This window comes from Aminipila butyrica, assembly GCF_010669305.1.
In the GTDB taxonomy this organism is placed as follows: domain Bacteria; phylum Bacillota; class Clostridia; order Peptostreptococcales; family Anaerovoracaceae; genus Aminipila; species Aminipila butyrica.
On sequence record NZ_CP048649.1, the window covers coordinates 1594621 to 1609742 of the forward strand.

The following is a 15122-nucleotide window of genomic DNA, read 5'->3' on the forward strand; positions in this document are numbered from 1 at the left end:
ACTGCATGTTTATGCAGGTAGGGAGGTATTTGATGAAAAAATGGACGAAAGAAAAAGTCAAGAACGCCCTGATTGACTTTATTTTAATTCTCATTGCCTGTTCAGTGGGCTCTTTTGCCACGGTATCCATCATGTTGCCTAACGGGCTGTCCAGCGGCGGCCTCACAGGTGTTATTCGAATCTTACAGAGTTTCCTGCCCTTAGGTTTCTCCACCATGTATTACCTGGGGGCCCTGCTTATTTTAGCAATTTGTGCCGTTACCCTGGGATTGAAAGAGGCGAAAAAGATTCTCGTTATGTCCATCATGTATCCGACGGTAATGGTCATCTTTGAACGGATGAATTTTCAGCTGCTGGAAGAGAAGGATATGTTTTTGGCAGCCATCTATTGCGGCGTATTCATGGGAATATGCAGCGGTATTGCTTTTTCCCGAGGTTATTCTTCGGGAGGATCTGATACCGTGGCTAAAATTATTCAAAAAAAGCTGTTGCCTTATGTAAGCTTGAGCAAGCTGCTGATGACCATTGATATTTCTATCATCGTACTTTCTGGGTTTGTCTTCGGCAGAAATATCGCTTTATACGCGTTAGTTACCACCGTAATTATCTCCAAGACCATTGATTTGATTCTCTTTGGTTTGGCGACTAAGATTATTCAAATTGAAATTATTTCAGAGACGCCAGAGGCTATCGCCGACTACATCATGACGGATATGGACAGAGGCGTATCCATTGAGACCATCGTGGGAGCTTATTCAGGGAAAGAAAAGCAAAAGCTGTTGGTGCTGTGTTCACCGCGGGAAGGCATTTTAATCCGGCAGCATGTGGCTAAGGCCGATCCACGGGCTTTGGTAACCATGATTCATGTGGATTCCGTTTGGGGTAATGGACACGGCTTTAACGACATCGACAAAGAATAAAGAGGAAGAAAGAATGGATGAGAACATTGTAACGAAGAAGACCTCCTATCTAATTAAGAGGTTTATTCCTTATTTTAAAAAATATAAATGGGTGTTGGTGCTGGACTTGTTCTGTGCCACCCTGACCACCTTGTGCGACCTGGTACTTCCGTTGATTGTGCGGTTTATTACCGAGAAAGGCATGAATGATATTGGGGCACTTACGGTGGAGACAATCTTGAGCTTGGGTTTGCTGTACATGGTACTGCGGGTGCTGGATGTGATTGCCAATTATTACATGGCTAACGTCGGCCACGTCATGGGCGCCCGAATTGAGACAGATATGCGAAAAGATCTCTTTTCCCATATGCAGGAGCTCTCCTATTCCTATTACAGCAATACAAAGATTGGTCAGCTGATGGCCAGAATTACCAGCGACCTCTTTGACATTACTGAATTTGCTCATCACTGCCCAGAGGAATATTTTATTGCCGTTCTAAAGATTGCTGTATCCTTTGGCATTCTCTGCTCGGTGGATGTATGGCTGACGGTGATTATCTTTGCGATCCTGCCAGTGATGATTTTCTGCTCCATGCAGTTCAACGGCAAGATGAAGAAGGCTTTTAAAAAGCAGCGAAATCAGATTGGTGAGATTAATGCGCAGGTAGAGGACAGCTTGCTGGGCATACGAGTTTCCAAATCCTTTGCCAACGAAGAAATTGAAAAGGCGAAGTTTGAGGAAGGCAATGGCAAGTTCTTGGGTGTAAAGATCGAATCTTATAAATATATGGCTGGTTTTCAAGGGACGGTACGTTTCTTTGACGGTATCATGTATATCGCTGTGGTAGTAATCGGTTCTCTATTTATGATAAAAGGCAAGATTGCTCCATCGGACTTAGTGGCCTATCTGCTGTATGTAGTTATGCTGTTGAATTCAGTTCGGCGTATTGTGGAATTTACAGAGCAGTTCCAGCGAGGAATGACTGGTATCGAACGTTTTATTGAGGTCATGGATGAGCCAGTGGAAATCGACGATGCAGAGGACGCGGTGGAATTGCAGGATGTGAAGGGAAATATTATCTTTGAAGACGTAAGCTTTCAGTATCCTGACAGCGATAATATTTTAGAGCACTTGAATATTCATGTGAAGGCAGGAGAGAACATTGCCTTTGTAGGGCCGTCGGGAGCTGGAAAGACTACTTTGTGCAATTTGATTCCGCGGTTTTATGATGTGACTGCGGGGCGGATATTGGTGGATGGGTCGGATATTCGCCAAGTGACGGTGAAGTCTTTGCGGTCTCAAATTGGTATGGTGCAGCAAGATGTATACCTGTTTTCCGGTACGGTTTATGATAACATCGAGTACGGCCGGCCCGGCGCGACCAAGAAAGAGATTGAGGAAGCTGCTAAGATGGCCGGTGCTCATGAGTTTATCAGTCAGCTGACTGAGGGCTACCATACCTTTGTCGGCGAACACGGGGTTAAGCTGTCCGGGGGACAAAAGCAGCGAATCAGCATTGCTCGGGTATTCCTAAAAAATCCGCCCATTTTAATTTTAGATGAGGCGACCTCTGCGCTGGACAATGAAAGTGAGATGATTGTGCAGGAATCGCTGGCGAAGCTGGCTAAGGGGCGAACAACCTTGACTATCGCTCATCGCCTGACCACTATTCGCAATGCTGACCGAATTATGGTGTTGACGGACAACGGTATCGAGGAAGAAGGCAACCATGAGGAGCTGCTGGTAAAGCAAGGAGCCTACGCCAAGCTGTATAACCTGTATAAACAGTAGGTGTGAGGATATAGGTGCCGGCTTCACTATTTTAAGGCTCGGCGGGTCCTTAGAAGCCAAATAAAATATGTTAAAAGTGACAAAAGAGGAAAAGAGATCTTTTATAAGACCTTTTTTCCTCTTTTGTGATTTAACAGGAGGGTGATGTTATACGGGATTAGCCCGTTTTTTCCCGCTCTTCCCCTTGCCTTGAATTTCCGGCACCGGCTCTTGGTCATTCTTTGGCAAATGAGTTTTATGGTTGCTTTCTGTTCCGTGTGGGTCCTTTGGATCTGGTCTTCTCATTCCAGCTTTAGCCATGGTTTGTCCTCGCTTTCTGCTACTTTTTATTCATCAATTTCGACAAGAAGAGGGCTATGTTTTGCTCTTCCAGGGCTTGGTCGGCGTTGGTCCGGCCCAACCGATCGCATAGTCCCAAGAGCGCCACTTCCTGAGGGTCTGTATGGGATTTCAGGGCCTGCATATCGCCATAAGGCATGTTCTTTGCGGCATAGAGAACGTGCATGTGGAACCGAACCAAGTCCGCCACCTGCTGGATAAAAGCCTCGGGAGCATCTAAGGTCAGCAGGAATTGCCTGGATAGCTTTTCACCAATTTTATCGTGGTCATAAGCTGTTAATTTACCTCGAATTCGCTTGGTAGCTGCTGGCTTGCCAATGTCGTGAAGCAGAGCGGCCCACATAAAGGCTCTTGGTTGGGAACTTTGATCCCGGCGGCTGGCGGCCTGGTCGACGACCAGCATGGTGTGGTTCCACACATTGCCTTCCGGGTGGTGGGTTGGTTCCTGATCTGCTTTTTTTAAAGCTAACAGCAGGTTAAAGGGGTATTCCTGAAATTCAGGCAGTCGGGAGGCTGCCTGGAAGTAATCAGAAGGTGTGGCATCCTCCAGCAAATGCTGGTCCATTGCAGCGAATAGCTGTTTTTCTACTGTCATAATAGCACCTCTATAGTTGTAGTATTAGAAGAACCTCTGGAAATATTCCTTTAAATTTGGGACAGAGGCCTGCAAGGAAATCGTTTATATGATATAATATATCATATTTTCATTTTACTGAAATGAAGAAAAAGAAGCAAGCCCAGCTCTAGGGGATTGGTGGAGCCGGGAAACAGGAGGGGTAGGTATTGGCGAAAAAACTGAAAATTATCTTTGGGGTGGGTGTTCCTCTGGGGCTCCTGATGGCAGTCCTAAAAAATGCCTTGAATATAGAAGACGATCGGTTCTGGCGGTATTATGCAATTGGCGCGGCCATTGCCATCTTCGGAGCGATTTTAATCAATTTATTCTATCAGTTGCGTTTGGTTAAGAAGCTTAAAGCCGTGACCAATCACGCAAAGGAGAATCAAGATTATGATTTGCTTATCAGGGAGATGGAGCAAATGCTGGCAACCTACAAGGGGAAGTATAGCCGCAGTCTCTTCAAGATGAATATCTGCTACGCTTTGGCTAAGAAGAAACAGTATGCAGAAGGTCTTGAGCTGTTAAATAGTCTGGATGTAAAGACCGTTAAGGGCTTAAATAAGCTGATTTTTTATTTGAATCAGGTCTATTTTTACTTTTATTTGGACAACCTGGATGAGGTTATCCGTATTAATCAGGAGTGGGGCAGAGAGTTTGCTAAATTTGAAGAACATCCCCAGCTGGGGGAGCACGTGGCAGCGAATAGAGTCTATCTGGCAGTAGCCCAAGGGCAGTTAGAGCAGGCCTGGGATTTGTTGGCAGAAGCAGAAAGAAAGTGGACGGACCGGGGGGCTCAGGAGGAGCAAAGGCTCTTAAAGGAGAAGCTGGGGTCTGAACGGTGAGCTTATTGCAGCAAGAAGGTAGAATAAAAGGATATGAACTATAAGTGTAGAAACAAGAGAAAATTTTGGTTAACAGGTATTTTTATTTTAACGCTCATAGCAGTCCTTCCACTGATAATTAATCAATACATGATAAAAACTGCGGGAGTAGCTGTTATCGCAGAAATGAAAGCAGACAGAGAAGTCAACTTTGTGAAGGCACAGAATCCCGTATTTTCAGGCTTGGGAGCAGAATGTATCCTTGTCCTTGGCGCAGGGCTTAAGCCAGATGGAACCCCGAACCATATGCTGGAGGATCGGCTGGAAACGGCATTTGCTTTGTATAAATCAGGAGCAGCGCCTAAACTGCTTCTGTCCGGGGATCATGGCAGAAATGAATACGATGAGGTCAACGCCATGAAGCGGTATATGCTGGAGCATGGTGTACCAAAGAAAGATATCTTTTTAGATCACGCAGGGTTTTCTACCTATGATTCCATGTATAGAGCAAAAGCTGTTTTTAAGGTAAATTCTGTGATTGTGGTCACGCAGAGATACCATCAGTACAGAGCGTTGTATCTGGCTGAAAAACTAGACTATAAGGCTTATGGCGTCTGTTCTGATCAAGGTGTCTACAGGGGGCAGGGCATGAGAACTATTCGAGAGATCCTTGCTCGAAACAAGGATTTCTTTAAAGGGATACTCAAGCCGGCTCCAGCTTATACGGGAGCTGCTGTCCCGATTAGCGGCAGTGGATTAGAAAGCTGGGATCAAGAAGAAAAGTAAATTTGTCATATCACAGAAGAAAACAGCAAAAAGTTTGTAATATGGGGGCGTTTTGGAGGAGAATTTAAGAAAAAGTTACAGAGGTATTCTCATAATCATGATTATGAGCTGCCTGTTCATGGGATTTACGGATGCGATTTGGCAGCCCGGCTACGGGATAAAATCAACATTAAAGATAATTACTTTTTTATTTGTTCCATTCTATTATGGTGGTGTAAATAAAAATATTAAGCTTAAATCTTTGTTTGTCTTCAGACGAAAAGGGATGATCCATGGGATTTTAATGGGAGCAGGAGTGTATGCCTTTATACTGGCATGTTACTTTACAATTGGAACTTTTTTTAATTTTTCAAGGGTAACAGAGGCCTTAAATGAAAATATGGGGGTTACCAGAGAGAATTTTGTATTCGTTGCAATTTATATTTCTTTTGTCAATTCACTTTTAGAAGAATTTTTCTTTAGAGGGTTTGTCTTTACGAACCTGAAGAGATTGGGTGGCAGAAAATCGGCATATTGGATAAGCGCTACAGCTTTCGGCTTGTACCATATAGCCATGATGAGAGGCTGGTTCTCTTTCTGGCTATTTATACTTCTGCTGATGGCATTAGTGGGAGCTGGAATATTTTTTAATTGGCTGAATGAAAAACAAGAGAATATATATAACTCATGGTTTGTGCATATGTCTGCCAATTTTTCAATTAATACAGTGGGATTTATACTGTTTGGTATTCTCTAAAAAAGAGGAAATACGATTGAAAAAGCAACCGTTTAAGAGCATAATAAGAAATATGATGAACAAAGGGGGAAAGAAGATAATGATAAGTTTGTTTAAAAAAGTTATGAGTATTGCTTTGATGTGTATCCTGGTAACAGGAATGGTTGTTCCGTCAATACCAGTATTTGCAGATATTACATACAGCGATGTGCCGGCAGACAGCTGGGCGGCTCAGTCGATTGCGGATGCTGGTTCTTATGGATTGATGAAGGGACAGGCAGCCGATAGTTTTGGTTATGGGAAAACAGTGACAAAGGCTGAGTTTGCTACCATCTTATGCAATATGATGAAGTGGCAGACCGTATCCCCGTCTCAGCCTTCTTTTACGGATGTGGCGGCAGGCCAATGGTATTACGGCGCGGTAGAAACTGCACTTGCCAATGGGGCGTTGAACCAGGGGAGCAGTTTTCAGCCAGATACACCGATTACCAGAGCGGAGATGGCGGTCATGTTTGTAAAAGCGTTAGGCTTATCCGATGCAGCGAAAGTTGCAGAATCCGCAGCACTGCCCTTCACTGATGTGACGGTGGATAAAGGCTATATTGGCGTTGCTCACGATATTGGCATGATTAACGGGATTTCTGACACAGCCTTTGGTCCCTCCAGCACGGCTAAGAGGGAAGAGGCGGCGGCCATGCTGACCAGGGTCTACAGCAAATATTATGGAAAGACCCAATTCCTCCACGGATTTTATGCCATTTCTTCCTATTCTCAGAAAGATTTAACTGCCCAAATGGATGCGGTGACTCTGGGGTGGAGCGCCATGGCCAATGACGGCAATGGTGTCTGGTTGAACACGGGCAGCAGCTTGGATAACGAATATAAGATTCCGTCCGGTTATCAGGACGTAGTGACTTATTTGCAGAGCAATAACACGAAAGCGCACTTGGGTGTCTATATGGACACCTCAGATGGTGTAAAGGATATGCTGACTAGTGCAGACAAGCGTAAGGCGGCAGTGGCAGCTATTATGGCTGAACTGGAACGGACTTATGAGGAGCTGGGAAAGAATCCATACAGCGGCGTAACCATTGATTTCGAGGGCCTTAAAGGGACAGAGGTCAAGGCGGGATTTAACAGCTTCCTTACCGAGTTGTCCAGTCAGCTGAAAGCACAGAACAAGACTCTTTACGTAGCCGTGCAGCCAGCTTTGTCTGGCGGGGCCTATTTCGATGGATTTGATTATCGGACCATCGGTCAGCTGGCGGATAAAGTTATTCTGATGGCACACGATTATAACCCGACCTCTTTAGAGGGGTATACGGGTACGGAATGGTACAAGAATACAGCACTGACCCCTATTGGTAGTGTATACTATTCTTTGAAGGCGATTACAGACAGCACAAACGGCGTAGAAGACAAGAATAAAATCGTTTTGGCCATCAGTTTTGCTACGGTAGGCTGGGAGTTGACGGACAGTGGCAAGCTGGCAGCGACAGCCCCGCTTCACGCCAATACGGAAGCCGTATATAAGTGGATGACGACCACAGGAACAGTTAAGGGCTTTTCGGCAGTGTACCGGAATCCGTATCTGACGTACACCACGCCTGAAGGCCGGAACATGTTCCTCTGGTATGAGAATGAGCAGAGCGTCTTTGAGAAGGCAGCACTGGCTAGAATGTTCGGAATCGACGGCATTTCTGTCTGGAGATTGGGATTGGTGCCTAATTACAATGGATACAGCGTTGTAGACAGCTTAAAGTAAGCAGAGGATTGCGGCTTGTTAAGCGGTGGGTAAGAAAAGATAAACAAACATTAGAAGATAAGCAGGGTCGCCCACAGGCACCCTGTTTTTTTCAAATAAATACTGCTCCTAAGGAAAGGAAAGCCTGCGGCATAAATATTATTCAGTTTTATTTACTATTGATTTTAATAATGTTATAGTGTATATTTAATATTATTAAAGGAGGTGCCTATGTCTATGGAAGTTGTGCCGGATTGGATGGTCAATCTGGAAGAAGAGGATGTGTCCTTCATCAAGAAGTTTATCCTAGCATCGGGGTCCTTAAAGGAGATTGCCGGTCAATATGGCGTTACCTATCCTACTGTCCGTCTGCGGCTGGATAAGCTGATTCAGAAGATTCAAATTTACGAGCAGGAGGCAGATGAACCGTACATTAGTTTAATCAAGCGACTGGCAGTTAATGAAAAGTTGGATTTTGATACCGCTAAGATTTTAATTCATGAATATAGAAAAAATAAGGGAGACCAGAGATGAAGATTGCAAGTATTTCTATTGTTATGCTGTTACTTTTTATGATAGGAGCTGTCTTGTTACAGGTCTTTCTTTCCAGTAGGGAGAACAAGTGGCTGGGCTGGGTGCTGCCTGGAATTAGCTTTAGCTATTCCCTTCTGATACTCTGCTATATTTCCGTGCTAGATTCCATGGGGCCTTGGCAGGTGGTCGCCATGCTGGCTTCGACCTTTTTTATCGCTAATATTCCCACTATCATTTTCCTGGTTATTTATTTTACAATGAGAAGAAGATTTAAAAAGAACAGAGAGATGGAAAAGATGCAAATTCAAGATTTATGAGAAAAAATCGGTACGTCCTATGGGGATGAAAGGATATGAAAGGGTGGAATAATGGATTGCTTACAACAGGAGCCGGTGACTTGTGAACAGATGAAAGAAATAGAGCATCGAGCCAATGACGGGGGACTGTCTTACGATAAAATGATGGAAAATGCGGGTTTAGAGGCTGCATCAATCATTTGGCAGCTTCTGTTTCCCGAGGTGGAGGGAGAGATTCAAGAGGAGAAAACCACAATTTGTGGCACAAACCGGCAAGGGGATGTGGTTATTTTTTGTGGCAAGGGAAATAACGGCGGGGACGGCTGGGTGGTAGCCCGAGAATTGGCTGCCAGGGGACTGTTTGTGACAGTAGTTCTCGCTGAAGGTAACCCGAAGACAGAAACTGCCATTGGAAAGGCCAATGTGGTTCTTCGGCGGGGGATTCCTGTCATAGATGCGAAGGCCTATTTGGGTGAGCTGCGGGAAATCTTGGAAGCGGCAGACTTGGTGGTGGATGCCATGTACGGAACGGGCTTTCACGGACAGCTGCCCGAGACAGTAAGAGCTTGCGCCAGACTGATTAATAGCACATGCAGCCGAGAGAGCCTTATCTCCAAACAAGTTTTTTCCTTGGACATTCCTACCGGATTGAATGGAGATTTAGGGCAGCCGGATCGGGATACTGTCCGGGCTGATTACACGGTGGCCTTTCACCGAACTAAGCCGGTCCACCACCTAAAGGAAGCAATGCCTTACTGTGGAAAAGTATTGGTGGCAGGAATTGGGATTGACTAAAGCAAAAAAATCTAAAGAATCATTTGTTTAAAAGCAAAAAAGTAGAGAAAGGGATGGATTATCTCTTTCTCTACTTATATTATAAGGCAAATTTCAAAAAAATTCAAGTCTGTAAATCCATGGGGACCTGTAGTAGAATCATAGTCTACGAAGGGAGATGAGAGGCGTGCAGTACGAAATGGCGGAGCTAATTCCACTGGTAAGGGCCTTGACGGAAAAGTATACGGGCAAGGCCAGCACATCGGTAACCTATGAAACAGCCCAGCAGCTGATGGGCGCTATTCTCTACTGTCTGGAACAGGCAGGGGAGGAGTCAACAGGAGAACTTATGCTGCTAGAACGGTTGACAGCAGAGGAGGCCTACAAGGAAGGCGTTAAAGCTGTATTGGAGAAAACCCGGGCTGCCCAGGGCCTGTATGTCCGTCTGATGGAATCCTTTGACGGGTATGGTCAGCCGGCTTATGAAGAGACCTTGCGCAAGACCATACCGACGTTTTTTATGTGGTATGATGTACGGTTTTACCCCCAGCAAGAAGTATTTCTACCTTATCCGGTGGCTTTACAGCAGACGGAGAGTCGGGGTATTCACCAGGTGTACGACTATTTGCGCTGTATAGAGGCGGAACAGGAGTTTCTTCAATGCCTGCCTCCGGATTATGTTCAGGAGGTGCTGTGGGCTTATAGCGGAGACTATAGAGAAGAAGTTGTCAATATAGCAGGTATTGTCCTTAAAAAAATTCTTCTGCATTTATTGTTAGGCATTCCCTTAGATCCAATTCGGCGGTCAGAGGAAGCAGAGCGGAAGCTGGCTGAACTGGTACGGTCCATGAGCAGCAATCACTTGCAGGAGAATTTGCAGGAATTATTGAACCGATTTTTGATTAGACAGTGTCAAGGCCATGAAAGCCTGGGAAACTACCTGCGGAATTATGTGACGGAACTTACGGCAGAGTTGATACAGGGGGCAGAGAATGGCTGGTTGGATCAGATGGTATAGGAGGGATTTAGATGGACGGCATATGGGAACTTATGGTAGCGGATCAGCAGGAGAAACAATTGCAGACTATTCTTTCCTGCAATGAGAAGAGCGGGAAATATGGGCTTCAGCTGACCGAGGACGATGCAAGAGAATTATTGGCAGGCCGGAAGGAGTCTTTAAAAGAGAGCCAGCGAGTGGAGTTCGGCGGAGGCATATTGGAAGAGCTGATTGAGGCCTTCTGCGATTCGGTCTATGTAAATCAGCAGAATTATAAGGAGATTTTGGATCAACTACAGGAATTGTTTTACTTGTATAAAAATGAATCTCAGGATCAGCTGACCGATTCAGAATTAATTGGCTTTATGAGGAAGCATTTTGACGATGTGTGCTTTGGGGATGTCGATTATCTGGGGGGAACCTGTCTGGACCGCTTTGCCCGGGCCATCCGGGCCGGGTATCAAACTCAGGATCAGCAAGGGCTGCGGGACGAATACGCCTTGCGGGATACCGAAAACGAGTATGAACAGTGGGATGAAGAGAGTCGCTGGTCCTACGACCTGTATTGGCAAACTTTAGAAGATTTATTTTGATTCGGCGGCAGTTGATAAGTGCGGGGGAGTAGGATATACTTGGAGCAAAGAATCATAGATTTTGTGTGTATGTCAGGAGAAAGAAGGGGTTTGATGAAAAAGTATATATGCAGAGTGCTTATTTTTATGGTGACTATTTTCACCATGGGAATCAGCGGATTGGGTTCGGAAAATGTCTATGGAGCGCAGGGTGGCAGCGTTAGCATTGAACTGCCCAGCTTTAAAGTAATTATGAATGGAGAAACCGTCAACAATAATTACAGCCAATATCCGTTGATTGTCTACAAGGATATTACCTATTTTCCCATGACCTACAGCGACTGTCGGTACCTGGGCATTGAATCCACCTGGAAAGGTGATAAGTTAGGCTTATCCGTAGATGCTACCGGAGTAACGGCCGCTTATAATCCATATACGTCCTCTTCCAGGAATGGAAAGAACTATAAAGCTTCCGTTCCCGCCTTTCCCATTCAGGTTAACGGAAAAGCGATAGATAACAGCAAAGAGGAATACCCCTTGCTGTCCTTCCGCAATATTACGTATTTCCCTATGACTTGGAAATATGGGGTGGAGCAGTTCGGCTGGGATTATAGTTTCAACCAGAAGAGCGGCCTGGCCATCACGTCCAAAAATATCAAGCTGAAACAGACGGCCATTTCAGCCAACCGGCCGGAAGAACCGGAGTACAGCAGCTTTGTGGGCAAGAAGGATACAAATGTAGTTGTAAAGGGGGGATATGTCTACTTCACAAATAAAACGGGAGGCATTCTGCAAGCACCTCTGACAAATCCAACGAAGACGAAGCTGGTGTATCAGCTGGAAAAGAACACGTATTATGGTGGAGATTACAATCAACACAGTCTCTATGTAGAGGGAAGCAAGGCCATGCTTTACTATCACCGGGGAGGGGCTGTTATGGGTGCAGACTGCCGATTGGAGCTGAATCCAGACGGCACGGTACGTCCGCTTCAAAGCAGCTATTATGATACCACAGCCATAGGAGATAAACTCTTTATGGTTTGGCGGGGGCCTGCCCCTGGTTTGGGCGGCTTGCGCATGGCAAAGGATGTTGATGATGAAGGGGTACCGCTTGGCAGTGCAGGCTACTGGTACTATCCATTGTCTAATAGCGCACCATTCTTTTCCGTATATGACAATCAGCTTCTGGTGCGGGCGGCTAAATCTCTTGAAAATGCGGAAAATGAGCGGGATTTAGAAGTTTGCCAGGTATATAAGGTGGATGTAAACACCAATAAGCTGACCCAGGTGAGTCATGCGCCAGAAGATGTGGTTGGCGCCCAGCTGGAGGGAGATAACTTGTATTATCTGAGCAAAAGCCAAGTTTATCAGATTTCTTTGAAAGATGGCGCGGAAACCTTGCTGGGGACGGCAACGGGGCTGTCTGCATCGATAAACGAACAGCCCTTTAAGGTTCTGGGAGGGAAGGCGTACTTTACCAAGGAGGATGGTCAATTATACACTTTGGGCAAAGAAACCTCTTTGAATCCAAAGGCAGAACTGCTCTCCATGAGAAGAACGGGAGATAACCAGGAATATCTAGCCTGCACATTTAAAGAGGATACAGCGGTTCCTTACCGGACGCTGGTTTTTGATCGCAGTGGTTCCGTTGTCTTTAAGTCCTCTGATTGCAGTACTGGTCTGGAAGTTGAAGGGAGTACGCTGTCTTTCTACAACGTGACCACTCAGAAAGTATGCAGCGGAAAAATCAAGTAGCGTGACAAAATAAAAAGACTTTTCCCGTCGTGGAGGCTTTCTTCCATGGTGGGAAAAGTTTTTTTATTGGAAGGATGAAACTTCACAAATCCTTCCTTTGCAAATTATTCTGTGCAGTAAGTTTCCACTAGCAGATCTAAAAAGCACTTGCCAGTTCGAGACACCCGGTTCAAGTCGTTGAAGATTACAGCCACCTCTGCGGATGCTGGAAAGGCCAGAGGGAGTACATCCGTCTTGCAGCGAAAGGTTTCCGCTAAATTTTGGTTCATCGCCACCAGTCCCAATCCTTTTTCGGCCATGGCAGCGGCGGATAGCAGGTCGGGTGCAGATAAGGCTTTTTTCAGACGAATGCCTTTCTGTGCGGCTATTTTCTCCAGCAGACCCAGCTCTTCGTTTCCTTGGGATTCAATAAATTCTAGGTTACCTAAGTCTTCTAGCGCCAGCGGGCCAGTCATGGAATCGGGTCTAGCTCCCACCAGACAGAGCTCTTCCCGGAGTAGTTTGACATCAATTAGCTCCGAGGTCACCGGGAGATAAACAAATCCAAAGTCGATAGACTGAGTTGTCGCCAGTTCCTGGATCTGTCGGCTGCTGCCGGTGACTAGCTGGTATTGCACATTGGGATACTTAACTTTGAAATGGGCCATGAGGTCTGCAATCCAAGTGTGGGCTACGGAATGAATCAAGCCGATTTTTATAATTCCTTTGTCGATGTTGTGCATGGATATGGCTCGTTCGCTGAGGGTGTCGTGACTGTGGCACAGGTCTTCGATAAAGGGCAACAATTCTAAGCCTTCATCTGTGACAGCGATGCCGGATTTACTGCGAAATAAAAGCGTCGTATTCAGTTCTTCTTCCAGGCTGTTGAGCATCTGACTTACAGCAGACTGGGTGTAGCCCAGACTTTTTCCGGCCTTAGTAAAGCTTTTCAGTTCTACTACTTTTAAGAAAGCTTGGTATTTGGTGTAGCTCATGCAAAGTTCTCTCCTTTTGGGGGTAATAATTAGAAATGCTTATCAAGCTTATTAAAAAGATTCGTTTTACTTATTTATAGCCTCATCATATACTATTGAGAGCAAGAAATCAATAGCTTGCAGGTGCATGTCGGCGAAAGGTTTATACTTGAAGAATCGGGAGAAAGGCGGAGAAGGACATAATGGATGAAATTATGGATATCAAGTACCAGCGGGAACAGCTTTTGGAAAAAGCCCTGAAAAACCCTTCATTTATGCAGGTCTTCTATGGAGACCTGGAAGGGGATGACGATGAGTTAGCGCTGAAAAACAAGCTGCTTCTTCTGAGCAAAAGCATTGAGGACTTTCAGACTGATGTCTGTGGCTGTGGCCAGGGCATCCGGCTTCAATCCATGAAGAGCCTGATTCGGGAGATTTGCACTTATATCTAGTTTTAGCACAATCTGTACTTTTAGAAGGAGAAAAAATTATGACATTTATGCCCTTTATTTGTTTGGCAATTGGCGTGGCACTCAGCATCCGGCCTCTGCCGGAGCATCTGTTGAAGGCGGTGGACTGGATTATCAACGCGGCCTTGATTGCGTTGATGTTGACCATTGGCATGAATATCGGCATTAACGATTCTGTTATGCTGAATCTGCCCATTATTGGCTTGAACTGCGTGGTAATTTCTTTAAGCGCCATTATTTTCAGTGTGCTCTTGGTATACCTGGTGGAAAAGACTTTGCTGCCACTTTCTGACTTGCAGAACAAGCTTTTGGAAGATAAGATGAGCGTCAGCCAGGAGGTGGATATCCAGCAGGAGGAAGAGAAGAAAACATCTCATCTGGTGTGGATTATGCCTGTATGTATCATCGCTGGCGTACTGGCTGGTTTTTTTCTTTTAGAAGAAAGTTTTTCTGCCTATTTAGATTACAGCCTATACGGCTCCTTGATTCTGTTGTACACAGGGGTAGGCATCAGCTTAGGCACCAATCGTAAGGTTTTTAGATATGTAAAAATATTGGGTTTTAAGATTCTCTACATCTCCCTAGCCATTTTTTTAGGAAGTTTAATCGGCGGGCTGCTGTCTGGAATGGTTTTAGGCCTGCCTCTCCACGTGTCCGTGTTATCAGCAGGGGGTATGAGCTACTACAGCATAACAGGAGCCTATATGACACAGACTTATGGCATTGAGATCGGAACTTATGGTTTCATGGTCAATGTTATGCGGGAATTTTTTACGGTGGTTTTTTTACCGGTTTTGATAAAAATCAGCAAAGGAAGTCCCATTGCTGGGGGTGCAGCAGGGAACATGGATACCATGCTGGTGCCGGTAACTAAGTTTATCGGGCCGGAGCTGGGGCTGGTGGCTTTGATAACGGGTGTGCTTTTGACTTTCTTCGTACCATTTGAACTGCCAGTGCTGGCAGCTATTCTGGGGCTCTGAGGATGCTGCTGGGACAGAAGTCGGAAAAGTATAAGGATTTTCTCCATTTATCGCCCAAGGGGTGGCGCTGTGCTTG

Annotated in this window: 17 protein-coding genes; 14 read left to right on the plus strand and 3 right to left on the minus strand. The window is 45.4% G+C overall.

The genetic code is table 11. The features are described from left to right. Positions 1 to 32: 32 nt before the first annotated feature. Positions 33 to 920 (plus strand): YitT family protein, encoded by an 888-nt coding sequence (locus Ami103574_RS07570; RefSeq protein ID WP_163066232.1) that lies wholly within the window; start codon positions 33 to 35, stop codon positions 918 to 920. Positions 921 to 933: 13 nt separating this feature from the next. Continuing rightward, positions 934 to 2691 carry an ABC transporter ATP-binding protein gene (locus Ami103574_RS07575; protein ID WP_207710529.1) on the plus strand — a complete coding sequence of 586 codons (1758 nt, stop codon included), beginning with the start codon at positions 934 to 936 and terminating at the stop codon, positions 2689 to 2691. A 147-nt stretch (positions 2692 to 2838) separates the two neighbouring features. On the opposite strand, the gene Ami103574_RS15665 is transcribed toward Ami103574_RS07575, so the two are convergent. After that, complete coding sequence (locus Ami103574_RS15665) at positions 2839 to 2991, minus strand: hypothetical protein (protein ID WP_170295610.1); 153 nt, start codon at positions 2989 to 2991, stop codon at positions 2839 to 2841. A gap of 19 nt (positions 2992 to 3010) precedes the next feature. Beyond that, entirely contained in the window at positions 3011 to 3625 is a 615-nt protein-coding gene (locus tag Ami103574_RS07580; protein WP_163066234.1) for an HDIG domain-containing metalloprotein, read from the minus strand. Between the two features lie 188 nt (positions 3626 to 3813). On the opposite strand from Ami103574_RS07580, the gene Ami103574_RS07585 reads away from it, so the two are divergent. The 10 genes from Ami103574_RS07585 to Ami103574_RS07630 all read left to right on the plus strand — a co-directional run bounded on the left by Ami103574_RS07585 (position 3814) and on the right by Ami103574_RS07630 (position 12643). Next, on the plus strand, positions 3814 to 4491 hold the full coding sequence (locus Ami103574_RS07585; RefSeq protein ID WP_163066236.1) for a hypothetical protein: 678 nt from the start codon (positions 3814 to 3816) through the stop codon (positions 4489 to 4491). Positions 4492 to 4524: 33 nt separating this feature from the next. Continuing rightward, positions 4525 to 5256: a SanA/YdcF family protein gene (locus Ami103574_RS07590; protein WP_163066238.1), complete on the plus strand. Its 732-nt coding sequence runs from the start codon at positions 4525 to 4527 to the stop codon at positions 5254 to 5256. Between the two features lie 118 nt (positions 5257 to 5374). Further along, entirely contained in the window at positions 5375 to 5992 is a 618-nt protein-coding gene (locus tag Ami103574_RS07595; RefSeq protein ID WP_163066240.1) for a CPBP family intramembrane glutamic endopeptidase, read from the plus strand. A gap of 79 nt (positions 5993 to 6071) precedes the next feature. Further along, on the plus strand, positions 6072 to 7736 hold the full coding sequence (locus tag Ami103574_RS07600; protein WP_163066242.1) for a glycosyl hydrolase family 18 protein: 1665 nt from the start codon (positions 6072 to 6074) through the stop codon (positions 7734 to 7736). A 210-nt stretch (positions 7737 to 7946) separates the two neighbouring features. Next, on the plus strand, positions 7947 to 8249 hold the full coding sequence (locus Ami103574_RS07605; RefSeq protein WP_163066243.1) for a DUF2089 family protein: 303 nt from the start codon (positions 7947 to 7949) through the stop codon (positions 8247 to 8249). Next, positions 8246 to 8566: a hypothetical protein gene (locus Ami103574_RS07610; protein WP_163066245.1), complete on the plus strand. Its 321-nt coding sequence runs from the start codon at positions 8246 to 8248 to the stop codon at positions 8564 to 8566. The genes Ami103574_RS07605 and Ami103574_RS07610 overlap by 4 nt, the downstream gene beginning before the upstream one ends. Before the next feature lie 51 nt (positions 8567 to 8617). Beyond that, a complete protein-coding gene (locus Ami103574_RS07615; protein WP_163066247.1) occupies positions 8618 to 9340 on the plus strand; it encodes an NAD(P)H-hydrate epimerase in 723 nt (240 codons plus the stop codon). 166 nt (positions 9341 to 9506) lie between these two features. Beyond that, positions 9507 to 10337 carry a DUF6179 domain-containing protein gene (locus tag Ami103574_RS07620; RefSeq protein WP_163066249.1) on the plus strand — a complete coding sequence of 277 codons (831 nt, stop codon included), beginning with the start codon at positions 9507 to 9509 and terminating at the stop codon, positions 10335 to 10337. A gap of 11 nt (positions 10338 to 10348) precedes the next feature. Continuing rightward, positions 10349 to 10909 (plus strand): DUF6323 family protein, encoded by a 561-nt coding sequence (locus tag Ami103574_RS07625; RefSeq protein WP_163066251.1) that lies wholly within the window; start codon positions 10349 to 10351, stop codon positions 10907 to 10909. A 93-nt stretch (positions 10910 to 11002) separates the two neighbouring features. Then, the gene (locus Ami103574_RS07630; protein WP_163066253.1) at positions 11003 to 12643 is read left to right on the plus strand and encodes a hypothetical protein; all 1641 of its coding nucleotides are present in this window, start codon (positions 11003 to 11005) and stop codon (positions 12641 to 12643) included. A 104-nt stretch (positions 12644 to 12747) separates the two neighbouring features. Here Ami103574_RS07630 and Ami103574_RS07635 read toward each other — a convergent pair whose 3' ends face one another. Further along, the gene (locus tag Ami103574_RS07635; RefSeq protein ID WP_163066255.1) at positions 12748 to 13617 is read right to left on the minus strand and encodes a LysR family transcriptional regulator; all 870 of its coding nucleotides are present in this window, start codon (positions 13615 to 13617) and stop codon (positions 12748 to 12750) included. 182 nt (positions 13618 to 13799) lie between these two features. On the opposite strand from Ami103574_RS07635, the gene Ami103574_RS07640 reads away from it, so the two are divergent. Together Ami103574_RS07640 and Ami103574_RS07645 are read left to right on the plus strand one after the other, a co-directional pair. Then, positions 13800 to 14048, plus strand: coding sequence for a hypothetical protein (locus tag Ami103574_RS07640; RefSeq protein ID WP_163066257.1), 249 nt, complete (start codon positions 13800 to 13802; stop codon positions 14046 to 14048). 38 nt (positions 14049 to 14086) lie between these two features. After that, positions 14087 to 15046, plus strand: coding sequence for a lysine exporter LysO family protein (locus Ami103574_RS07645; protein ID WP_163066259.1), 960 nt, complete (start codon positions 14087 to 14089; stop codon positions 15044 to 15046). Positions 15047 to 15122 lie beyond the last annotated feature (76 nt).